Consider the following 20,439-nt stretch of genomic DNA (forward strand, 5'->3'; position numbering starts at 1 on the left):
AAACCGGTCTCGATACCCCCGGGTTACGCGCCCGATGGCGCGGGTCGAGGTGTTTTTTCGAGGTACACGCCCCCGAAAAAACGAATTTTACGTCGCTTCGCTCCATTTTCCATTCTATGCGTGCTGCGGCGAGAGACCTTGTCTATAGTCTGAAAAACACTGCCGCAAGGCAGTGTTTTTTATTATTGCACGGCGACCAGCGACGCCGCGAGAAGAATCAGGAAGCTGCCGCCCGTGCACAGTGCGATACCGTTGAAATCGAGCGTGAGATCAATACCGGCTTTCAGCCGTGCGGACCGGCTGATCAACTTGCGGTATACAAGATCCGCCAGCACGAAACTGGCCGCCCAAATGAGCGTTTTGGTCACATAGCCCGATACGCTGATGGAAAGGGGAGAATCCAGAACAAGACTCAGCAGCGGCGCGGCGAATATGCCGGTCAGCAAGCAGAGCGCGCTGAGCGTGACCACGACTGCGGTCGACCAAAAGTCGTACCGAAAATCAATATCGCGTTTCGGGCCAAACAGTACGCGCCCGAATTTGACAAAGGAAAGGATGGTGCCGAAATTGATGATCAGAAAGCAGATGCTGGCAAGCGTCGTATCGGTCTGCGCGAGAAAGTATTTGGAGATGCTGCCGTTGAAAAAGGGCGCGCCCGTTATGCCGAGTATGCCCGCGATAATGGCCACCCCGGCGAGCGGGGCGCTGCGCATCACGCCGCGTATCTCGTAGATATTGCGCGTGCGGTACCGCGCGATCAGCATGCCCGTGGCGAGGAACAGAAGCGATTTAAACAGCGCGTGGTTCATGATGTGCAGCATTGCGCCCGCCTGCACGGTTTCGTTCGGGTAGCACAGCCCGGCAATGATCATACCGATCTGCGAGACAGTGTGATAGGCCAGAATCAGCTTGCAGTCGCTTTGGCAAACCGCCATGCAAATGCCCGCGACCGAGGTAATAACGCCCGCCCAGAAGAAGAACGGCGCGCAGTCGACGACGGGCGAAAACAGGCCCTGCATGCGGAGAAACAGATAAACGCCGCTTTTGATGTAAATGCCGGACAAAATAGCGGAGACCGCGGTCGGCGCGCCCGGCGTACCGTGCGCGAGCGGCAGCCAAAAGTGCATGGGAAACAGCGCGCACTTTAGCGCGGTGCCCGTCATCAGCAGAGCGAACGGCAGCACAAGCGTTTTTGGGTCGCAAACCGTCAGCGCGGCGGCGATGCCGTCAAAATCCAAAACGCCGGTCTGGCGGTACAGCATGCCGATGCCGAGTAAGAAAAACAGCATGCCGGTGATATTGGTCAACAGGTAGACAAGGCCGTCGTTGATCGACCGGCTCTCGCGCTTGAACATGATCAAAATGGCGCAGACGATCGCCGATACCTCCACCGCGACATAGATGTTGAACAGATCGCGCGAAAGGAAGATCAGCATGATCAGGCCTTCCAGAACGGTAAACAGAAACGAATACAGCTTGCTGGTGCGTTCGCGCACGCTGGTGAACAGGAACATGCACAGGAATAAAAACGCTACCAGCACAAGAAATACGGCGGCGATCAGGTCGCAATAGAGCGTGATGCCGAGAAAACCGCCGCCTTGATGCGTGGAGACCGTTTGTCCGAGAAAACGCACGCGGTAGAACAGGTGCAGCGTGACAAGCAGCACCGCGCCGTATACCAAGGTGGACAGATAAGTCGTTATCTTGTGGGGGATGAGGTACAGCAGCAGCGAGGTGAAAATAGGCAGTACGATCAAAAGATATAATTCCATCAGCGCCTCCGTTCCTCCCTGCGGATTTTATGTACCGTGCGCCAGTTGGTCGAACCGTAGCGGTGGTAAAGCGCCGAAAACATCATCAGCGCGGCCGCCGTAACCGCGATGCCGATCACGATGGCGGTGATCATCAGCGCCTGCGGCACGGGGTCGGCCGTCATGGCCTGCGCGGCGCTTTCGCCGATGGGCGGGCGCGAACCGGGCTGAAAACGCACGCCGAGGAAAAACGTGATAACGCCAACATCCATCACGCCGAGCGAAAGCAGCGTTTTGACGATGTTGCGGCGCGCGACAAGGCCGTAAAGCCCTATGAGGAACAGGAGCAGACCTGTGATCTCGACCGGGTTAAAATTCATGCTTCGTCCTCCGTTTCGCCTGCCATAAAGTGCAGATAGATCATAGATAGCCCGGAAAATACCTTGGCGCCAATCAAAACATTGATGATCAGCAGATATAAGCGGTGCTGCCGGTAGCTCCAGCCGCCGCTTGACGCAAGAAACACCATGCCGGTAATCAGGATGAGGGCGTACATCAGCTTTTCCAGCCGCGCGCCGGTTTGCAGGCGAAGCAGCTGCCGTCCCTCCGCAAAATGCGCGCTGATCACGATCGCGGCCAGAATAGCGCCGCCCTGAAAGCCGCCGCCCGGGCCGTCCATACCGGTGACGACCGTATAAACGCCCGCCAGCGCGATCAGCAGATACACAGGGCCGAGCGAACCGATCATGATGCGCGACGCGCCGTCATGCCTTGGCGCGCCGGAGGACGCGATGTTCGGATGCACCCGCTCACTGCCCGATAGGCTGCCAAATTGCGATACGCCGATGACCGATACGAGCAGCAGCAGCGCTTCTAGCAGCGTATCAAACAAACGGTAATCGAGATAAATGGCGGCGACGAGATTTTCCGCGCCGGTTTCAGTTAGGCCGCGCGAAAACACCGCGTCGAACAGGGGAGAGGGGCCGGGCGCGCCCATCAGAAAATATCCCGCGAACAGGCCGCCGCCCACCAGCAGGATGAATAGGAGGCCGATCTTTCTCTGCGTCATGCGCGGCCCTCCCTGTAATCCGTCGCGCTTTGCGCAAGGCTGTCTTGCAGGGAGACCGAAAAGCCTTCGGCTTCCAGCGACGCGAAGATCTCTTTTACATATTGGCTGCTTTCCTCGCGGTGCAGTACAATCGCGTTGCCGTCCTGCTCCACCACAAGATCGCAGCCGGGGCGGGAAAGGAGCGCGGCGGCATCTTCCTGTGCGCGCAGCATATGCGGCTCCAGTTCGCGCGTCTTCAAGGCGCGACTGATCGCCCCGGAAATGCGCGCGTCGCCGTCCGGCTCACCCGGTCCGGTCAGGTAGACGGTAAAAATACGGTACTTTTTCAGCGTTACCAAAAAGATCACGGTGGAAAGCGTCGCGCCCACCACGATCTCGGCAAGCGCCACATCGGGCGCGCCCAGCAGCAAATAGCCCAGCGCGGCAAAGGCGGAAAGCGCCCCCGCGAACACCACGGCGGAAAGCAGGCGGTCGGTGATCACGGTAAGCACGGCGGCGGCGACCATCAGCCCAAGCACCACATACAGCGGCAGGCTATTCGACATGCTCTTGCACCTCCTCGCGGTGGCCCGAAAGGTAAGCGGAGCGGCCAAGCTTATGGGTAATCAGCGGGGCGGTCAACAATACCGCGCCCATCAGCAGCGCTATTTTAAGAGAAAACGGCGTTAAGCCCTGACGGAGCAGCACGCCAAGCAGCAGGACGAGCAGGCCCGCCGTATCGACCAGCGCGCCCGCGAGCAGGCGGCGGTAAAAACCTCTTGCGCGGATCAGCCCGATCATGCCGCAGGCGATGATGACTAGGCCGAGGGCAAGGACCAGATTGCCAAGCAGCAGCATCAAAGATCCCCCTTCCGGCGCAGATAGACGGCGTAGAACTGCACATCCATAAACCCGAGCAGTGCGAAGGCGAGCGCCACGTCAAGGTACATGCTTTCGCCCGTATGGGCCGCCCACAGCACGATCGCGGCTACGATCAGAGCGGATTCTAGGCCGAGAAACAGCACGCGGGAAAACGCTTCCCGCGCGCGAACGAGCAAAACAAAGCACACGAGCATGCAGGCCAAAATGAAGCCAAGGGCAAAAAGAATCATGACCGCCCCCCCTTTTTCGGCAGCCGCTTTTCAAAATGGGCGGCCACGTCCTGCCGGGCTTCCGGTTGCGCGGGTGGGTCGGCGCACAGTACGGCGTATTCCGTTTCGTTTTCCTCCAAGGTCACGGTGCCCGGCGTGAGCGTGATGCTGTTTGCAACGAGCACGCGGCCTTGCTCGTTCGCTGCGGGACGCAGGTGCAAAATAGCGGCCTGAAAGAGGTGGGGACGCAGCACGGCGCGCATTTGCCGCGCGGTCGCCGCCGCCATATCGGCAAGAAGCAGCGCGCCGTAGCGCAGCAGCGACAGCCCATGCAGCGGCAGTACAGCCGCTTTGCCAATGGGACGAACGGCAGCGGCAAAAAGCAGCCCAGCGACAGCGCCGGTCGCCACGCCGCCAAGGCACAGCCGCTCGAGCAGGATGGAAAAGACGATCGCGCCGGCGCCGGCGCATAAGAGATGTGTCATGCGTATGCGCATCGGATTTCTCTCCTTCTATAAAGTTTGGTAACAAAATTATAGCATAGCAAGGGGGAAAAAGGATAGATAAACCGCAAGAAAATTCAAGAGAAATGGCACGCCGCGGCATAAATGCCTGCGGCGTGCCATGGAACAAGCAAACGATTAAGCTTTATGCGGCCGTCAAATACCGGTAGGTATAGGAAACCGCCGCGTCGAGCACGATGCGGGTATAATCAGGCCGGTCGCTTTCCAGACCAAGATCGTGATCCATGCCCGGCACGCAGAGATATGCCATGCCGGAATGCTCGATCACCCACTGGTAGGTCACCGGATTAATTACGCTGTCCTGATCTCCGTAGATCATCAGGCCGTGGCCGCCGTTTTGAATAAAGGCGGTCAGTTCGTCGCCGGTCTTGGAGGAATTCACCTGATCAAAAAAGGCTTTGGACATGGTGAGTTCGCGCCCTACAAAACCGGAAGCGGTCTCGTTAAAGACTTCGCCATTCGCCTGCGCGGCCGCGTTCAGCGTTTCCCAATCAAGCGCGGCCCCGGCGGCGGTAAGCAGCGAGGTCGCGCCGTTATCCGCGGCGGGGTTGAGCAGCACCATCGTGGAGATGTTGCTGTTTTGGGAAACAAATTTAGGGCCGACCTTGCCGCCCATGCTCCAGCCGATCATGGCGGCGCGGTTTGCGTCGAAATCATAGGTTTCCATACAATAGTCGTAAGCATCCTGCACGTCGGAAACGCAGTTATCCAGCGTATAGTTGCGGAAATCATCCCCCGATTCACCGGAGCCCGGCTGATCGATACGGATGGTGCCGATGCCAAGCGAAAGCAGTTGATCCGCCATGCTTTCGTAAGGATAGGTCTCGTCCGTGCCATTGGCAAAAAAGCCGAATTCTTCGTCTTTGGAACCAAGAAAACCGTGAACAAGCACGGCTACAGGGCAGGTTTTTCCTTCAGCGTGCGCCGGTACGGTCACACCGATTGGAATTTCGACAGAAGCGTCGCGGCTGGAAGGAATGGCGGCGTACGTATCGACCGCGTCGATGACTACGGGCGCCGGGGTTGCCGGGTCGCCCCCGTCGGCGGAGGGGGAAGGGCCGCCGCATGCGGCCATGGAGAGACAGAGGGCGAGTGTCAACAGCAGGGCAGTCAGTTTTTTCTTTTGCATCGCTATCTCCTTTTCATATGGCGAATGGGTGATAGCGCTTTCCGCGGGAAGCGACTGGGCGAATCGTTTTGTGTCAACACAAAAATTCAACCCATATTATAGGCCTTGAAATAAATATAGCACCATAAAAAGGCGTTGTCAATTCGACAACGCCTTTTTGGCGAATATTACAGAATGCATGGATGCTGGTTGGGTAGAATGCTTACGCTTCGGGCGGGATGTCGCCCACGCCGTTCAAGATATGGTGCGGGCGATAGGCATAGTTTTCAACTTCCGCGCGCGTGGTGCAGCCCGAAAGCACCAGAACGGTATCAAGGCCGGTCTCCATACCCGCGACAATGTCGGTATCCATACGGTCGCCCACCATGGCGGCCTCGTGCGAATGCACGCCCAGCAGGCGAAGGCCTGTACGCATCATCAACGGGTTTGGCTTGCCGACGAAGTAGGCGGGCTTGCCTGTCGCCAGCTCGATCGGTGATACGAGCGCGCGGCAGGCGGGGATGATCCCGTCCTCCGAGGGGCCGGTCAGGTCTGAGTTGGTCGCGATCAGGCGAGCGCCGCCGTTTACCAAGCTGACCGCCTTGAGAATCGTCTGGTAGTTATAGTTCGAGGTCTCGCCGCAGATGACGTAATCGGGATCGACATCGTTCATGACGATGCCGGCTTCATACAGCGCGCCGACCAGCCCGGGCGCGCCGATGATATAAGCCGATGCGCCCGGCTTTTGGCTGGCCACGAATTTCGCCGTAGCAAGCGCCGAGGTGTAAAAATGCTCCTCGCCGATCTCCAATCCCATGCGGGCAAGCTTTTGCTGCAATTCGCGCGGAGAGCGCTCGGAAGAGTTGGTCAGAAACAGAAAACTTTTGTTTTCCCGCTGCAGCCAATCGACAAAATCGGTCACGCCGTCCAGCAGCCGGTTGCCGTGATAGATGACGCCGTCCATGTCGCACATAAAGCCCTTTTTTGCGCGCAGCTCTTCTAACAATCCATTCATATATAATAATTCTCCTCTGTATGATATCATGAGTAGTATTCCGCTCACTGCTTCCATTATCGGAAAAAATTGCGCCGCCGTCAAGAGAAGAAAGGCAAGAAAACGTAAAATTTCCGTGAAGCGGTAGACGCTATGGCGTGAAACGGGTATTCGTGGTATAATAGCCGTAAAGCGCCTATTATACTTTGATTAAATTAATTATACCATCAGCGGCGCTTAGGTGCGTTTTAACTCTTCGGAATTGCTTGCCGCTGTGGTACAATAGCCGTAAAGCGGCTATTATATCCGGATTAAATTAGTAAGGCCGCCAACGGCGCTTAGGAATAGAAAAAGCCCGTTCAAATACCTGCCGCCGTGGTATACTAAGAACATTAAAAAAGAACGGAGCACAAATAATATGGCCATTAACAAGGCAATGCGCACCGCTTTGCGGGCGCTGTCCTATCCGGCTTCAATCGACCTGAGCAAAACCTATAAGGTCGAGCGGGTGCTTCGCGGATTGAGCGCGCCGCTTTCGCCGCTGTACCAGCTATGGGACAAAAAGATCGAGCGGGACGGGCACGAGGTGCGCGTGCGCATCTACACGCCCAAGGTGCAGACAGATAACCGGTTGCTGCTCTTTTTCCACGGCGGCGGCTGGGTGCTGGAAAATGTAGATACCTACAACACCGTGTGCCGTAATTTGGCCAAGCGGACGGGCTGCCGCGTCGCTTCGGTCGAATACAGCCTTGGCGCCCGAGCATGCCTTCCCCGAAGGGCTGGAGGATTGCTACGCGGCCGCGCGGGCGGTCTATCAAAATCCGGATCTATTCGGTGTGGATTGCCGCGAGATCACGCTTATCGGCGATTCGGCGGGCGGGAATCTGGCGGCGGCGGTCTCGCTGATGGCGCGCGATAGGGGAGAATTTGAAATTGCCCGGCAAATTCTGATTTACCCCGCTACCTATAACGATCATTCACCGGATTCCCGCTTTGAATCCGTACGGGAAAACGGGTACGATTACCTGCTCACGGCAAAACGCGTGCGGGACTATATGGCGCTTTACGCGGGGGACGAGCCGGAATGCATGAACGATCCCTATTTTGCGCCGCTGCTGGCAAAGGATCTATCGCGTCAGCCGCGCACGCTGGTTGTTACCGCTGAATTTGACCCGCTGCGCGACGAAGGCGAAGCGTATGCCTATGCGCTTCGGCGCGCAGGAAACGAGGTCATGCTTTACCGCATGCCCGATACGTTGCACGGTTATTTTTCCTTGCCGCCCCGCTACTCCGCGGTACGGCACACCTACGATATGATCGATCATTTCCTGAATGGAGAGGCTGCTTCATGCCGAGAGACAAAGCAAAAAGAAAGCAAAAACGTGTACCGAATGCAAAAACGAATAAAAAAACCTTAAGCTGGAGTCGGCTGGACAATGCGGCCAAGATATTCCCGCCTACCTCGCACGGGGCGGATTCGGGCGTGTTTCGTCTGTCCTGCGAGCTGCGCGAACCGGTCGACCCCGGCCTGCTGCAGCAGGCGCTGGATGATACGCTGACCCGTTTTCCCCACATGCTGATGGTTATGCGCCGGGGCGTTTTTTGGTACTATTTAGAGCAGACCGCCCAGCGGCCGCTAGTCATGCCCGAGCATGCGCCGCCTTGCGCGCCGCTCTACGAGGGGAGCGGCTCGCTCCTTTTAGAGGTGAGCTATTGGCGAAGCAAGATAAACCTTGATATGTTCCACGTGCTGGCCGACGGCGCGGGCGCGATCGCTTTTTTTGAAGCGCTCATAACGGCCTATTTGGCGCTGTGCCATCCGGAAGCGGGCACACAGGTACAGCTGCAAGCGCCGGTTTCCCAGAAATGGGCCGACAGTTTCCAGAAATATTACAAAATGCGCAGCGGCGAGCAATCGAGCGGAGCGGGTCGGGCCTACCGGCTGCGCGGTCCCAAGCGCCCGGACGGCGGTTTAACGATTCTGGAGGGCGTGGCGGATGTCCGTCAGGTGCTCGACGCGGCGCACCGCTATGGGGCGACGCTAACCGTATTTTTGACCGCCGTGCTGTTTGAAGCGATCCACGAGGAGATGTATGTGCGGCATCGCAAAAGGCCGGTCGTTTTGACGGTGCCGGTCGATCTGCGCGGCTTTTTTCCGAGCGACACCACGCGCAATTTCTTCAGTACCATCCGTGTGGGCTACCATTTTGGAGAGCGCAGCGGAGAATTAGAGGATATCCTCACGGAGACGGCGGCGGCCTTTAAAAGCGAGCTGACGCCGGAAAAGCTGGCGGCGCGGCTGAACAAGCTGGCTTCGCTCGAACACAACCCGCTGCTGCGGCCCATTCCGTTGGCGCTTAAAAACCCTGTGCTGCGGTTTTCGGGCTATATCGCCGATATGGGCGAGACGGCCGCGCTGTCCAACGTCGGCAAATTCAAGCTGCCGGAGGAACTCCATCCATACGTGCGCGGCTTCGGCGTGTTTATGTCGACGGGAGCGCTTGAGCTATGCACTTGCACGTTTGACAGCAGCCTGCATTTTGGTTTTACATCGGTCAAAGAGGCCACGGATGTACAGCGCCGCTTTTTTACGCGCCTGACTGAAATGGGGATCGAGGTCGAAATACGCAGCAACGAGTACAATGAGGAGGAACCGTAATGCAGCACTGTCCCTACTGCAAAGTGAATGTGGCGGGCCACAAGACCTGCTGCCCGCTGTGCGGCGGACAGCTTGCCGGCGAGCCCGAGCCGGATACCGAGATTTTTCCCGATTTGCCGCGTCGCCGCCTTTCCGGCAACTTTGTGTTGCGCGTGCTGGCGCTGATCGCCATTGTCGTGAGCGCCATTTCAGTATTGGTCAATATGGCGGTTTCAACGCGGGTCTGGTGGAGCGCGTTTGTCGCGGTCGGCGCTGCCTGCGTATGGGTCGCCGCGGCCATCGGGGTGCAGTACCGGCGCGATATTATGCAAAACATCATGTGGCAAATGTTTTTGATCCCGGGCCTGTCCATCCTTTGGGACCTATGGACAGGGTGGCGCGGCTGGTCGATCGATTTTGTACTGCCCTGCGTGTGTATGGCGGCGCTTTTGACCATGCTGGTGCTCGCGACTGCGCTGCGGCTGCCGGTGCGCACCTTTGCGGGCGGCTTCAGCGCCGCCTGTGCGCTGGGGCTGGTGCCGTTTATTCTGGTCGCATGCGGCAAGGTGAATATCCGCCTGCCCTCCTTCCTCTGTGCCGGTCTCAGCATTGTGCTGCTCGCCGCCCTGTTTCTATTCCAGTGGCAGACAATCAAAGCGGAATTGGCAAGACGGTTTCATCTATAAAAAACTCCCCTGTAGCCCCACTCGTTTGAGTCGGACTGCGGGGGAATATTTGCTTGCGGTAAATAATTATATATTATAATTTACTTTGGTGGTTTAACAATGAATAATTTCGATAGGAAATATTCTGGATAAGGGCTGGAAAAAATGTAGGATGCGTGTTATACTATTTTTAATCAAAAATTCTAAAAAGAAATATGTAAAATACTATATGTAAATAAATATATTTATTTATTTACATATAGTAATAATAAAAGGATGACAGTTTACCGATGAAATCTTCGATAAAAAAAATACGGATGCGTGAAAACGATGAAGCGCTACCTCTTAAAAAAATTTGTGTTGGTATTTTGATTGGATATCTCCTATTGACGGTTTGCTTTTATTTTTTGTCTGGGGAGCAACTGCATTATCGCAATTCGCGTGGAAATATTGAAATGCAAACAGCCAATGCGGCAACTATTGAGCTTACAACAGGTTCAACCGTAGAGCAACGCTTTCATACAAATATTCAAATTATTGATAACATTTCTGTACAGTGGGGGTCGTTCAACCGCGTAAACCAAGGCACAGTAATCGTCCAGCTATTGGATGCGGAAACGCAAAAGCTGCTTTTGGATGAAGTGCTTCAGGCAAACGAGCTAACCGAGGGAAAAGTGACAGACTTCACCCTTCCGGCACTGGAAGGTTATTTCGGAAAGACAATGCTTTTGCGTATTTTCTCGCCGAATTCCACACCGGGTAATGCTGTAACGCCATTAATGAAATCGGATGGAGCGCTTGAACAAGGACAGCTACTCATCAACGGAGAGCCCGTATCTGGGGTGCTAAGCTTTTCCATCTCCGGACGCGATTATATATGGTCTGGGTTACATTACTGGGAGTTTGTATTCGGCGGCTGGCTGTTCCTGCTTCTGTTTGATTTTATTATATTGTACAAGCAAAAGAAAGGACGCAAAAGCCTGCTGGTAAATGCACTGATTGCTGTACGGCGCTACCGGTTTCTAATTCGCCAACTTGTCTCTCGTGATTTTAAGACAAAATATAAACGGTCTGTGCTGGGGATTTTATGGAGTTTTCTTAATCCGTTGCTGACAATGTCTGTGCAGTATATGGTGTTTTCTAATATTTTTAGAATGAATATAGAAAACTATCCAGCCTATTTACTTTGTGGCGGCGTGATGTTCAACTTTTTTTCTGAAGCGTGTGGTATGACACTTGGTTCTATTACAGGAAACTCCACTTTAATTACAAAAGTCTATATGCCTAAGTACATCTATCCGCTTACTCGTACACTATCTTCGGCAGTCAATTTATTAATTTCTATGATTCCGCTTTTTCTTGTAGTGCTCTTTTCAGGCATTATGCCAACGAAAGCGTATCTGCTGCTGCCATTTGAATTGATTTGTCTTATTGTATTTTGTTTAGGGCTAGGTATGCTACTGTCTGCATCTATGGTGTTTTTCCGAGATACGCAGTTCCTGTGGGGGGTACTGAGTATGATCTGGATGTATATGACGCCGATCTTTTATCCAGAGAGCATTTTGCCGCCGGGTATGGATATTGTACTCAAGATAAATCCACTATACTATTTCATAAAATTCACACGTATTTGCGTGATCGACGGAATTTCCCCTGAGCCGATGCTCTATGTACAGAGTGCGTTATTTGCCGTGGGAATGCTGGTAGTCGGTGCTTGTGTGTTTAAGAAGACACAGGATAAATTCATTCTGTATTTATAAGGAGCACGATTGTGAGCAAAAAAATGATTGAAATACAGGATGTTTCCATGCGGTTTCGTTTGATGAATGACCGTATCCTGTCTATGAAAGAGTTTATTACCACTGCGGTACGAGGGAAACTTGTATATCGACAGTTTGAAGCCCTGCAGCACGTTACCTTCACGATTCGTCGCGGGGAAACGGTTGGTATTATTGGGCGGAACGGATCGGGGAAATCCACTTTGTTAAAAATCATATCTGGTATATTAAAGCCGACAGCGGGTACGGTTGCTGTGAATGGAAACGTCGTGCCCATGCTTGAGCTAGGATCCGGATTCGATTTTGACTTAACTGGACAGGAAAATGTTTTTTTAAATGGCGCGATTCTTGGCTACACAGAAGCATTTTTGAAGGAAAAGTATAACGAAATCGTTGAATTTTCCGAACTTGGGGAGTTCATCACAGTTCCTATCCGAAACTATTCTTCCGGTATGCTAATGCGATTGGCCTTTTCAATTGCCGCCATGGTTGAGCCGGAGATTTTAATTGCGGATGAAATTTTGGCAGTCGGCGACGATGCGTTTCAGAAAAAAAGTTTAAATCGAATGAAGCAGATGATGTCCGGTGGTACAACCGTGCTTTTGGTGTCACATTCGATAGAACAAGTACGAGAGATGTGCGGACGCGTAGTTTGGCTTGATCATGGTCAAGTAAAGCTGATTGGTCCGGCAGACAAGGTATGTGATGCATACCAGCAATAGGGGAGGAGTAAAATTGTGCAAATTTTAGCGCACCGTGGATACTGGAATAAAGAGATTCCTGCCAATTCGGAGCAGGCGCTATATGCAGCTTTGGCGCACGGCTACGGTTTTGAATCGGATCTGCGAGATTATCAGAAACGGTTGGTGATTTCACATAATATGGCGGATCGTGACAGCCCTCGGGCTGACCGCATTTTTTCTGCACTGGAATTGCAGAAGAATCGGTTTTGCTTCGCCATTAATATAAAAGCAGATGGTTTAATAGATGCTCTTCAGGATTTACTTTTACGGTACCATATCACCAACTACTTCACTTTCGATATGTCGCTGCCGCAAATGATCGAATACCGAGAAGCGGGGCTGACGTACTTTTCTCGACAAAGCGAATATGAAGAGCGGCCGCATCTTTATGAAGACGCGGCCGGTGTATGGATCGATGCATTTGTAGAAGAGGGATGGATCACACCAAAACTGGTGGAACAGCACCTTTCGGCGCGAAAGAGAGTGTGTCTAGTTTCACCAGACCTGCATCGGCGCCCATATTTGGCTTTTTGGTCGAAACTGCGTGATTGTTTTCCGAATACAGACATGCTGATGCTATGTACGGATCATCCGGATGAAGCACGACGGTATTTTTGTACCGAAGGAGGGATAAGCCATGAATAAGATCAAGGCCATTATTTTTGACATGGACGGTGTGCTTATAGATGCTAAGGAGTGGCATTATGAGGCACTCAATAAGGCGCTCGGCCTGTTTGGATTTGCAATCAGCCGGTATGATCATTTAGTCACCTATGACGGACTGCCAACCGCGCGTAAACTTGAGATGCTGTCTGCCGAACGAGGTCTGCCCAGACAACTACATCCCTTTATTAATCGGCTGAAGCAGCAATATACGATCGACTATATCCAAGCCGCCTGCAAGCCGATGTTTCAGCACGAATATGCGTTGTCCCGTCTGCAAGCCGAGGGTTATCGTTTGGCTGTGGCGTCGAATTCTATCCGCTATACCATCGAACAGATGATGGAGAAAAGCCATCTTATGCCCTATTTGGATTTCTTTCTGAGCAATCAGGATGTTAAAAAGGCAAAGCCCGATCCGGAAATTTATACGACCGCGATCGACCGCTTTGGCTTGCGTCCGGAGGATTGTCTTGTCGTAGAGGACAATCATAACGGGATCGCTGCAGCGCAAGCGGCGGGGGCCCATGTGCTGGAAGTGGCTACGGTGTATGATGTTACCTATGATAACATTGCAAGGCGGGTGAAGCAAATCGAATCAACTGCGGCTAACATAGAAAGAGGTGTTTCGGCGTGAATATCGTTATTCCCATTGCGGGAGAAGCCATGACCTTTGATAACAGTGCATATATTAAAAGTTTGTATGAAATTAATAAAAAAATTGCTTTTCAGTATGTTTTAGAGAGTTTAAATACTATTGATAATGCTCATTTTGTTTTAATCATCCGGGAAGAGGATGTAAAAAACTTTCATTTTGACGATATGCTTCGTCTTATGATCCCTTCGGCCACGATTCTGATATCACGTGGCGCAACAAAGGGCTCGGCGTGTACTTGCTTGCTGGCGATTGATGAAATCGATAACGAAGAGCCGCTGATTATTTCTGGTTATGATCAGATCATCACGCGACCGTGGACAGAGATCATCAACTCCTATACCGACCGGGATTTGGACGGTGGCGTGGTATGCTTTGACGCATTGCACCCCAAGTGGTCGTTTGTCAGAATCGACGAGGATGGACTGGTTTGCGAAGCTGCTGAAAAACATCCTATCAGCCGCAATGCTACGACCGGTCAATACTATTTCAAACACGGCAGCGATTTTGTGGCGGCGGCGTTCTCTATGCTGGAGAAGGATGCCAGCGTAAACGGCCAGTACTATGTGTGCCCCTGCTATAACGAAATGATCCTGCACCAACAGCGAATCGGCGCTTTTTTTATCGAAAAGGATGAGTATTTTTCCCTAAAGGATCAGAAAAGTATGGATGAGTATGGCGTTTTCTTAAAAGGGAGGCAGACTGCATGAAAACCGCCAAGCTAAATGATATGACCAAGGGGTGGTTTGTCGGCAATTTTGAACCAACCCTATACCGGACAAATGATTGTGAGGTTGCCGTTAAGGCCTACCGTGCGGGAGATAGCGAGGGCGCGCATTATCACAAGATCGCGACTGAAATCACCGTGGTAGTGCAGGGCACGGTTCGCATGAACGGCATAGAATACCACGCGGGCGACATCATCGTGATGGAGCCGGGAGAAACAACAGACTTTTTGGCGGTAACCGATGCGGTTAATACAGTTGTAAAGCTGCCGGGTGCAAATCATGATAAATACGTGGAGGAGACTAAAAATGCTTAACATCGTAGTGCCGATGGCTGGGCGTGGCAGCCGGTTTGCGAATGCCGGCTACAAGCTACCTAAACCGTTAATCGACATCAATGGACATCCCATGATCGAGGTTGTGACACAGAACATTCGACCTAAATGTGAACATCGGTTTATTTACATCTGCTTGCAGGAACATATCGAAACCTATGACCTTCCCCACGTGCTTTCACGTATTGCTCCGGGCAGCGTGATTGTGCCTGTGTGCGAAGTAACGGAAGGAGCTGCCTGTACCGTCCTGCTGGCGGAGCGGTATATTAATAACAGCGACGCGCTGATGATCGCAAACTCTGATCAATATGTGGATATTGATATTAACGACTATTTGTCGGCTATGCAGGAAAACGACGGTTTGATCATGACCATGACCGCCTCCGATCCCAAGTGGTCTTTTATCAAGTACGATGAACAGGGCTATGTAACCATGATCCGCGAAAAAGAAGTCATTTCCGACGAGGCGACGGTAGGTATTTATAACTATAAGCATGGCGCGGATTTCGTGAAATATGCGAAACAGATGATCCAAAAGAACGTTCGCGTTAATAATGAATTCTATGTCGCACCTGTATACAACGAAATGGTTGAGTCAGGAAAAAAACTAGTTTCTTTCAACATAGGCAGTGAAAATAATGGAATGTATGGGTTGGGGACACCTATAGATTTAACATTTTTTTTAGACTCACACTCATAATAAGTGATGAATTGATAGGTGTAAGTAATGACCATAAATGAAATTGATACGAAAGACATATCTATTGTTATTCAAGGCGCTGTAGATAGAGAAAATACTGCGCGCAGCATAGCGAGTATTCGCAAAAACCTTCCTCAAGCGGAAATTATTCTATCAACTTGGGAGGGTACAGATGTATCTTGTCTCAATAGCGATATCGTTGTATTTAGTAAAGACCCTTATGGATTTCAAGATAAATTTTGCAGTACATTTACGAATAATACATTACGACAACTAATTTCAACCCAAAATGGAATACATAAGGCTACTCGCCGATATATACTTAAAATTCGCTCGGATTTAATTATTAAATCTTGTAATTTTCTTAAATATTTTAATCGATTCACAGAGAGGGATGATCGATATAAACTGTTCCATCACCGTTTGATTTTTTCTTCCTTTTTCTCGAAAAAGTTTTGTTCGTCAGATATTGCTGATCAGCCACTTCCGTTTCATGTAAGCGATTGGCTCGCTTTTGGTTTTTCTGAGGATATCCGCCTGCTCTATTCTGTTGAACTGCCAAAAGAGCCGGAAACAGCTTGGTATTTAAACATTAATAAGTATAGGGGAGTGAAAGCAGATTTACTTCGAGGGTCTCATCGATATGCGCCAGAACAGTATATATTTTATAACGCTTGTAAAAGAGTGTTTCCGGAAATCGTTTTTGATAACTACTTGGATTATAATCGGTCTAATATTCAATGGTCAGAAAACTTAATTATACAGAATTGTATCTTACTTGATCCTTGGCAATTTCGCTTTGTTTGTGGGAAAAAGAAGGCAGGTAGTGATCGATATAATAAATGGACTAAATACCCTTTTACTATGCCCAAAAGTCTCAGACGTGGTATGTATTCGCATAAAGTGTTTATAAATGATTATGAAAAGTATTGTATGAACAAAACGAATGCAAAGAAAGGAGAGTTAGATGATTTATTACTTAAGCGATAAAAAGTGGAAGATTCATCAGTCCATAGCCATGCCTTTGATAAGCGTAATAATTCCTGTTTATAATACGGCAAGATTTCTAGGCGAATGTCTTGATAGCGTGCTTAAACAAAACTACAGAAATTTAGAAATTCTTTGTATTGACGATGGATCGACTGATTCGTCGCCTTCTATTATAGAATTCTATGGATCCAGAGATTGTAGAGTCCATTGTTATCATCAATCTAATCAAGGACAATCGGTGGCACGCAACTTTGGATTAATGCATGCGAAAGGGGAATATGTTTGTTTTTTGGATAGTGATGATCGATTGGTATTTAACACATTTCTCCAATGCATAGAAGTATTTAGCCGTCACAAAGTGGATGTAGTGCTATTTAATATGGAAATGTTTTTCCCTAATGGGAAACACTTTAAATGTTTCGATGGTCCCCTATATCATACGGAATCTCCCATTATTTATAGCAGGCAACAAGAAATAAGCGTAAATTTTACTAATGCTGCGGCAGGTCTTTATACTAAGAAGCTCTTGATCGAGAAGAATATCAGATTTCCTGAAGGAATGATTTATGAAGATTGGGTTTTTATGGTAAGTCTTATGTCGCATCGTATTCATTTTTTTTGGCTAAACTCTCCTTTATACTGGTACCGTAGAGATTTTGCCAATAGTACAACCTCTATAGTTACGGAAAAGTGTTTGGATTTGTTCCGCGCCTATCGATTGGCTGATGACATATTACGAAAAGCACCATGTGGTCTGAATCAACTGTTTATAAATGACGGTAAGATATTAAATGAGAGCATTGGATTTCTCATGACACGCATTAAAGATTGCCAAGATGCTGAATTGGTTTATCAGTTTATATGTGAAATATTTAAGATTTTTATTGGCTTTCCCACTGCATATTTTCGTTTACTATGTAATTACTTGAGCGGTGATCGAGAAAAGATAGCTAATATTTTGTACGGTATATGCTTTAAGAATTACAATAAAGATGAAACGCTAAAAATCTGGGATAAACTAAAGGTTATAATTACAAAAGAGCAAAAAATAGTAGCATGTAAAGACTGGTTACACAACCTGAAAAACAAGTTGAGAAAATACTGTAAAACAGTTTTAAGGTCAATGCTTCCAGCATACCGGGTGTCTAGTTCGATTAGAGAGGAATTGGAGCAAATGCAGTATGATGTTTGTACTTCCAAACAACAAATTGATAGATTGGTACAGACGATATCTGAAAATGCAAAGACACGAGGTATGGAGAATGAATCAAGAAAAGCAATCTAATGTGGAATTACTACGTATTATTGCAATGCTATTTGTAATTGCATACCATATAATATCTCAAAGTAACGCTTTAGATGTTGTAAATTCCGACAATTTCGTTTTTTGTGTTGTGTTTCACGCGGGTGGCAGAATGGCATGCAATATTTTCGTTATGATTGGAGCGTTTTTTCTTGTAGATTTACCATTCCGTGTGGAACGAATTACACAGCTTTACATAAAAACTTTGTTTGCATGTTTGCTGGTAAATGGATTTATATTACTGACTTTCCCACATATCACGAATACGAGTTTATATTTCCTCCAATTTTTTCCTATAGCTGGGAAGCCATATTGGTTTATTCAAAACTATATTTTTCTTCTGGTGCTTTCCCCATTTTTAAATCAAATTCTGCATAATAATAAAAATAACGCGTATATAAAAGGCTTACTATTTGGGGCTTTGGTAATTGTAGCATTGGGGTCCATTCCACTATTAAGCACATATATACCATTCTCAAATGATCTTGTGTGGTTTGTTTTTCTTTATTGCCTGATGGGATATTTAAAACAACATCCCATTCGGATACTTGCATCGAAGTATACCTGCTTGCTGATTGCGCTGATGATGTATAGTGTCATGTGCGTTTCGGTATTAATATTTGATCATCTTAAGACCATGTGGCTGCATGCTTGGGAAATTCGTTTTTTCTTTGTCTCAACTTATCAATCGTTCTTTTCATTTATCTGTGCGCTATGCCTGTTTTACTTTTTTGTGAATATTCGGATACCGACCTCTAAAATTATTAATGTAATAGCAAGACACTCGTTTGGTATTTTTATATTGCACCAAGTTCCTATCTTATACTGGGATGGTTGGGTTTGGAAGTATTTTTTTAAAATCGATGTACAATTCAACACTCCGCAATTCATTCCCTATTGTTTTTTTGTAATGTTCGCTGTAGTCATAATGGGGATGCTAATAGATAAAATCCTAAATTTATTTGTTATAAAAATAGTAGGGATAAGGCCTGTAAAATGCTTTTGTGCATTTGTTAATCGGAATGTTGAGGGTATGAACAATGGAACGTGTGAGTAAAGGTCATTCTCTCGCTTTGATGGATTCATTAGTCACAATAGTTGTGCAAGGAACGATTGACTCAAAAAAAACCAATTTATGTATACATAAGCTGAGGATTCTGTTGCCGAAAGCAGAGGTTGTTCTGTCAATCTGGAAAGGGAATAGGCTTTATTCATTTAACTATGACAAACTCCTGATGACAGATGATCCGGGATGCAGTACTTCCGACGATATTGCTAATACCTACAATAATATTAACCGCCAAATCGTCAGCACGCAGGCGGGGCTTGAAAAGGCGACGCGTCCGTATTGTTTAAAGATCCGAACCGATATACTCCTTGAAAATGTGGACTTTTTAAAGGAGTTTGGCCGCTATGATGAAATGGCTCCACCATTGCATGTTAAAAACCGTATTTTGATCTGCAACTACTATACACGGAACCCACGCGTTTATCCGTTGCCTTTTCATCCATCGGATTGGGTGCTATTCGGCCGAACAGAGGATCTCAAACGATATTTTTCCGCGCCTTGTGAATCGACTGAAGAAATCCGGTGGTTTACCACACACCCTAGGGAGCAGACTGGATTTTACACGAATCTGCTTTCTCGTTACGTTCCGGAGCAATATCTGTGTTTGAACTTCCTACGTCAATTTGAGCCAGTACATTGCGATTGCTTTTATGATGCTACAGAGGAAAACATTAGACAGACAGAACGTATGTTGGCTGGGGATTTTGTTGTACTCGATTATCAAAAGCAATTTGGTATTCGGTTTACCAAGTACCGGCCAAACCGTTATTTAGAAAAATCGAGTCTCGTATCCCACCGATATTGGAAACAGCTCTTTCAGGAGTACTGCCTGCATAAAACCGAGCTCCGGCCCTTTCGACTGTTTCTATGCTTCTTGGCCAGAATCGGTTTTGCGTTACGTCGTGTACTGCTTCACCTGCTCCATTGCCTACATATTAAGGAAAAAGTAAAACGACTATTGAGCCGCAAATGACAGATAGACTTGAAATGTAAACAGTAAGGACGCTTTGCCCGTTAAGCGGAAAAGCGTCCTTGCTTTATTTATATCAATATTCGATTTGCTTGTAATGCCGCAGGAAGCTCGGATCCGTTCTGAAACACGATTGCCTCCATCCCGCACTCCTTCGCCGCCTTCACGTTTTCCGGCATGTCGTCGATAAAGAAGCATTCCTCGGGAACTAAATCAAACTTTTCGCAGAGCCGTGCGTAGATTTGGGGGTCGGGTTTGGCTAGATGCTCGTTGGACGAGATAAACATGCCATCCATCAGCTCAAACACGGGATATTGCGGGGCGATCAGCCAGAAGCGAGGGCTGAAATTACTGAGCACATAGGTATGATAGCCGCGCGCGCGGAGCGCGGGGACAAGGGCGGCGGTCTCCTCGATCAGGGACAGGCATTCGGGCCAGCGGCCAAAGGCAAGAGCAATATCGCTGGCAAGTTCGGGATGCGCCGCGGTGAAGCGGACAAGTGCTTCTTCGTCCGTAAGCGCGCCCGAATCCAGCATCGGCCATTCGGGACCGGCAAAAATGATTGAATAAAGTGCTTCCGCGCGCTCCGGTTCAAACAGCGTATGCAGCCATTTGAGGGGCTCGAAACGCAGCAAAACCTGCCCTACATCAAATACGATATTGCGGATCATGCGTGCTCTCCTTTCTGGGGG

At 49.4% G+C, this 20,439-nt stretch carries 24 protein-coding genes and 1 pseudogene; 15 read left to right on the top strand and 10 right to left on the bottom strand.

Going from position 1 to position 20,439, the window contains the following annotated elements:
* Positions 1–182: 182 nt before the first annotated feature.
* From RWV98_RS02375 to RWV98_RS02415, 9 genes are all read right to left on the bottom strand, one after another.
* Positions 183–1,772, bottom strand: a complete 1,590-nt coding sequence (locus RWV98_RS02375; protein ID WP_280961677.1) for a complex I subunit 5 family protein — start codon at positions 1,770–1,772, stop codon at positions 183–185.
* Positions 1,772–2,131 carry a cation:proton antiporter subunit C gene (locus tag RWV98_RS02380; RefSeq protein WP_317863512.1) on the bottom strand — a complete coding sequence of 120 codons (360 nt, stop codon included), beginning with the start codon at positions 2,129–2,131 and terminating at the stop codon, positions 1,772–1,774. Before RWV98_RS02380 ends, RWV98_RS02375 begins: the two co-directional genes overlap by 1 nt.
* The gene (locus RWV98_RS02385) at positions 2,128–2,820 is read right to left on the bottom strand and encodes an MnhB domain-containing protein (protein ID WP_280961679.1); all 693 of its coding nucleotides are present in this window, start codon (positions 2,818–2,820) and stop codon (positions 2,128–2,130) included. Before RWV98_RS02385 ends, RWV98_RS02380 begins: the two co-directional genes overlap by 4 nt.
* Positions 2,817–3,365, bottom strand: coding sequence for a Na(+)/H(+) antiporter subunit B (locus tag RWV98_RS02390; RefSeq protein WP_317863514.1), 549 nt, complete (start codon positions 3,363–3,365; stop codon positions 2,817–2,819). The genes RWV98_RS02385 and RWV98_RS02390 overlap by 4 nt, the downstream gene beginning before the upstream one ends.
* Positions 3,355–3,657 (bottom strand): monovalent cation/H(+) antiporter subunit G, encoded by a 303-nt coding sequence (locus RWV98_RS02395; RefSeq protein WP_317863516.1) that lies wholly within the window; start codon positions 3,655–3,657, stop codon positions 3,355–3,357. The genes RWV98_RS02390 and RWV98_RS02395 overlap by 11 nt, the downstream gene beginning before the upstream one ends.
* Positions 3,657–3,911 (bottom strand): monovalent cation/H+ antiporter complex subunit F, encoded by a 255-nt coding sequence (locus RWV98_RS02400; RefSeq protein ID WP_280961682.1) that lies wholly within the window; start codon positions 3,909–3,911, stop codon positions 3,657–3,659. Before RWV98_RS02400 ends, RWV98_RS02395 begins: the two co-directional genes overlap by 1 nt.
* Positions 3,908–4,387 carry a Na+/H+ antiporter subunit E gene (locus RWV98_RS02405; RefSeq protein ID WP_317863518.1) on the bottom strand — a complete coding sequence of 160 codons (480 nt, stop codon included), beginning with the start codon at positions 4,385–4,387 and terminating at the stop codon, positions 3,908–3,910. The genes RWV98_RS02400 and RWV98_RS02405 overlap by 4 nt, the downstream gene beginning before the upstream one ends.
* A gap of 151 nt (positions 4,388–4,538) precedes the next feature.
* The gene (locus RWV98_RS02410; RefSeq protein ID WP_317863520.1) at positions 4,539–5,543 is read right to left on the bottom strand and encodes an alpha/beta hydrolase family protein; all 1,005 of its coding nucleotides are present in this window, start codon (positions 5,541–5,543) and stop codon (positions 4,539–4,541) included.
* A gap of 202 nt (positions 5,544–5,745) precedes the next feature.
* Complete coding sequence (locus RWV98_RS02415) at positions 5,746–6,537, bottom strand: HAD-IIA family hydrolase (protein WP_280961685.1); 792 nt, start codon at positions 6,535–6,537, stop codon at positions 5,746–5,748.
* 415 nt (positions 6,538–6,952) lie between these two features.
* Between RWV98_RS02415 and RWV98_RS02420 the strand changes: the two are divergent.
* The 15 genes and pseudogenes from RWV98_RS02420 to RWV98_RS02490 all read left to right on the top strand — a co-directional run.
* Positions 6,953–7,210 (top strand): annotated as a pseudogene (locus RWV98_RS02420) (alpha/beta hydrolase); the annotation flags it as partial.
* A 55-nt stretch (positions 7,211–7,265) separates the two neighbouring features.
* The gene (locus RWV98_RS02425; protein WP_317863522.1) at positions 7,266–7,934 is read left to right on the top strand and encodes an alpha/beta hydrolase; all 669 of its coding nucleotides are present in this window, start codon (positions 7,266–7,268) and stop codon (positions 7,932–7,934) included.
* Positions 7,865–9,175: a hypothetical protein gene (locus RWV98_RS02430; protein ID WP_317863524.1), complete on the top strand. Its 1,311-nt coding sequence runs from the start codon at positions 7,865–7,867 to the stop codon at positions 9,173–9,175. Before RWV98_RS02425 ends, RWV98_RS02430 begins: the two co-directional genes overlap by 70 nt.
* On the top strand, positions 9,175–9,840 hold the full coding sequence (locus RWV98_RS02435) for a DUF6320 domain-containing protein (protein ID WP_280961688.1): 666 nt from the start codon (positions 9,175–9,177) through the stop codon (positions 9,838–9,840). The genes RWV98_RS02430 and RWV98_RS02435 overlap by 1 nt, the downstream gene beginning before the upstream one ends.
* Positions 9,841–10,109: 269 nt before the next feature.
* Positions 10,110–11,579: an ABC transporter permease gene (locus tag RWV98_RS02440; RefSeq protein ID WP_317863526.1), complete on the top strand. Its 1,470-nt coding sequence runs from the start codon at positions 10,110–10,112 to the stop codon at positions 11,577–11,579.
* An 11-nt stretch (positions 11,580–11,590) separates the two neighbouring features.
* Positions 11,591–12,319: an ABC transporter ATP-binding protein gene (locus tag RWV98_RS02445; protein WP_442872092.1), complete on the top strand. Its 729-nt coding sequence runs from the start codon at positions 11,591–11,593 to the stop codon at positions 12,317–12,319.
* Positions 12,320–12,334: 15 nt separating this feature from the next.
* A complete protein-coding gene (locus tag RWV98_RS02450; protein WP_317863528.1) occupies positions 12,335–12,985 on the top strand; it encodes a hypothetical protein in 651 nt (216 codons plus the stop codon).
* Positions 12,978–13,637, top strand: a complete 660-nt coding sequence (locus RWV98_RS02455) for an HAD family hydrolase (RefSeq protein ID WP_317863529.1) — start codon at positions 12,978–12,980, stop codon at positions 13,635–13,637. Before RWV98_RS02450 ends, RWV98_RS02455 begins: the two co-directional genes overlap by 8 nt.
* Positions 13,634–14,365 carry a glycosyltransferase family 2 protein gene (locus RWV98_RS02460; protein WP_317863530.1) on the top strand — a complete coding sequence of 244 codons (732 nt, stop codon included), beginning with the start codon at positions 13,634–13,636 and terminating at the stop codon, positions 14,363–14,365. Before RWV98_RS02455 ends, RWV98_RS02460 begins: the two co-directional genes overlap by 4 nt.
* The gene (locus RWV98_RS02465; RefSeq protein WP_317863532.1) at positions 14,362–14,697 is read left to right on the top strand and encodes a hypothetical protein; all 336 of its coding nucleotides are present in this window, start codon (positions 14,362–14,364) and stop codon (positions 14,695–14,697) included. Before RWV98_RS02460 ends, RWV98_RS02465 begins: the two co-directional genes overlap by 4 nt.
* A complete protein-coding gene (locus RWV98_RS02470) occupies positions 14,690–15,415 on the top strand; it encodes a glycosyltransferase family 2 protein (RefSeq protein WP_317863534.1) in 726 nt (241 codons plus the stop codon). Before RWV98_RS02465 ends, RWV98_RS02470 begins: the two co-directional genes overlap by 8 nt.
* A 27-nt stretch (positions 15,416–15,442) precedes the next feature.
* The gene (locus RWV98_RS02475) at positions 15,443–16,405 is read left to right on the top strand and encodes a WavE lipopolysaccharide synthesis family protein (RefSeq protein WP_317863536.1); all 963 of its coding nucleotides are present in this window, start codon (positions 15,443–15,445) and stop codon (positions 16,403–16,405) included.
* Entirely contained in the window at positions 16,383–17,690 is a 1,308-nt protein-coding gene (locus tag RWV98_RS02480; RefSeq protein ID WP_317863538.1) for a glycosyltransferase family 2 protein, read from the top strand. Before RWV98_RS02475 ends, RWV98_RS02480 begins: the two co-directional genes overlap by 23 nt.
* On the top strand, positions 17,668–18,765 hold the full coding sequence (locus RWV98_RS02485; protein WP_317863540.1) for an acyltransferase: 1,098 nt from the start codon (positions 17,668–17,670) through the stop codon (positions 18,763–18,765). Before RWV98_RS02480 ends, RWV98_RS02485 begins: the two co-directional genes overlap by 23 nt.
* Entirely contained in the window at positions 18,749–19,750 is a 1,002-nt protein-coding gene (locus RWV98_RS02490; protein ID WP_317863541.1) for a WavE lipopolysaccharide synthesis family protein, read from the top strand. The genes RWV98_RS02485 and RWV98_RS02490 overlap by 17 nt, the downstream gene beginning before the upstream one ends.
* A 68-nt stretch (positions 19,751–19,818) precedes the next feature.
* On the opposite strand, the gene RWV98_RS02495 is transcribed toward RWV98_RS02490, so the two are convergent.
* The gene (locus tag RWV98_RS02495) at positions 19,819–20,418 is read right to left on the bottom strand and encodes an HAD family hydrolase (RefSeq protein ID WP_317863543.1); all 600 of its coding nucleotides are present in this window, start codon (positions 20,416–20,418) and stop codon (positions 19,819–19,821) included.
* Positions 20,419–20,439: the final 21 nt, after the last annotated feature.

The sequence above is a fragment of the Agathobaculum sp. NTUH-O15-33 genome (assembly GCF_033193315.1).
Lineage (GTDB): Bacteria > Bacillota > Clostridia > Oscillospirales > Butyricicoccaceae > Agathobaculum > Agathobaculum faecihominis_A.

Bases quoted from the DNA above. Each gene is read 5' to 3' on its own strand.
- RWV98_RS02410 (WP_317863520.1), bottom strand. From the start codon at position 5,543: ATGCAAAAGAAAAAACTGACTGCCCTGCTGTTGACACTCGCCCTCTGT.
- RWV98_RS02375 (WP_280961677.1), bottom strand. From the start codon at position 1,772: ATGGAATTATATCTTTTGATCGTACTGCCTATTTTCACCTCGCTGCTG.
- RWV98_RS02380 (WP_317863512.1), bottom strand. From the start codon at position 2,131: ATGAATTTTAACCCGGTCGAGATCACAGGTCTGCTCCTGTTCCTCATA.
- RWV98_RS02430 (WP_317863524.1), top strand. From the start codon at position 7,865: ATGCCGAGAGACAAAGCAAAAAGAAAGCAAAAACGTGTACCGAATGCA.
- RWV98_RS02435 (WP_280961688.1), top strand. From the start codon at position 9,175: ATGCAGCACTGTCCCTACTGCAAAGTGAATGTGGCGGGCCACAAGACC.
- RWV98_RS02440 (WP_317863526.1), top strand. From the start codon at position 10,110: ATGAAATCTTCGATAAAAAAAATACGGATGCGTGAAAACGATGAAGCG.
- RWV98_RS02390 (WP_317863514.1), bottom strand. From the start codon at position 3,365: ATGTCGAATAGCCTGCCGCTGTATGTGGTGCTTGGGCTGATGGTCGCC.
- RWV98_RS02405 (WP_317863518.1), bottom strand. From the start codon at position 4,387: ATGCGCATACGCATGACACATCTCTTATGCGCCGGCGCCGGCGCGATC.
- RWV98_RS02475 (WP_317863536.1), top strand. From the start codon at position 15,443: ATGACCATAAATGAAATTGATACGAAAGACATATCTATTGTTATTCAA.
- RWV98_RS02385 (WP_280961679.1), bottom strand. From the start codon at position 2,820: ATGACGCAGAGAAAGATCGGCCTCCTATTCATCCTGCTGGTGGGCGGC.
- RWV98_RS02415 (WP_280961685.1), bottom strand. From the start codon at position 6,537: ATGAATGGATTGTTAGAAGAGCTGCGCGCAAAAAAGGGCTTTATGTGC.
- RWV98_RS02465 (WP_317863532.1), top strand. From the start codon at position 14,362: ATGAAAACCGCCAAGCTAAATGATATGACCAAGGGGTGGTTTGTCGGC.
- RWV98_RS02480 (WP_317863538.1), top strand. From the start codon at position 16,383: ATGATTTATTACTTAAGCGATAAAAAGTGGAAGATTCATCAGTCCATA.
- RWV98_RS02470 (WP_317863534.1), top strand. From the start codon at position 14,690: ATGCTTAACATCGTAGTGCCGATGGCTGGGCGTGGCAGCCGGTTTGCG.
- RWV98_RS02395 (WP_317863516.1), bottom strand. From the start codon at position 3,657: ATGCTGCTGCTTGGCAATCTGGTCCTTGCCCTCGGCCTAGTCATCATC.
- RWV98_RS02490 (WP_317863541.1), top strand. From the start codon at position 18,749: ATGGAACGTGTGAGTAAAGGTCATTCTCTCGCTTTGATGGATTCATTA.
- RWV98_RS02485 (WP_317863540.1), top strand. From the start codon at position 17,668: ATGAATCAAGAAAAGCAATCTAATGTGGAATTACTACGTATTATTGCA.
- RWV98_RS02455 (WP_317863529.1), top strand. From the start codon at position 12,978: ATGAATAAGATCAAGGCCATTATTTTTGACATGGACGGTGTGCTTATA.
- RWV98_RS02400 (WP_280961682.1), bottom strand. From the start codon at position 3,911: ATGATTCTTTTTGCCCTTGGCTTCATTTTGGCCTGCATGCTCGTGTGC.
- RWV98_RS02495 (WP_317863543.1), bottom strand. From the start codon at position 20,418: ATGATCCGCAATATCGTATTTGATGTAGGGCAGGTTTTGCTGCGTTTC.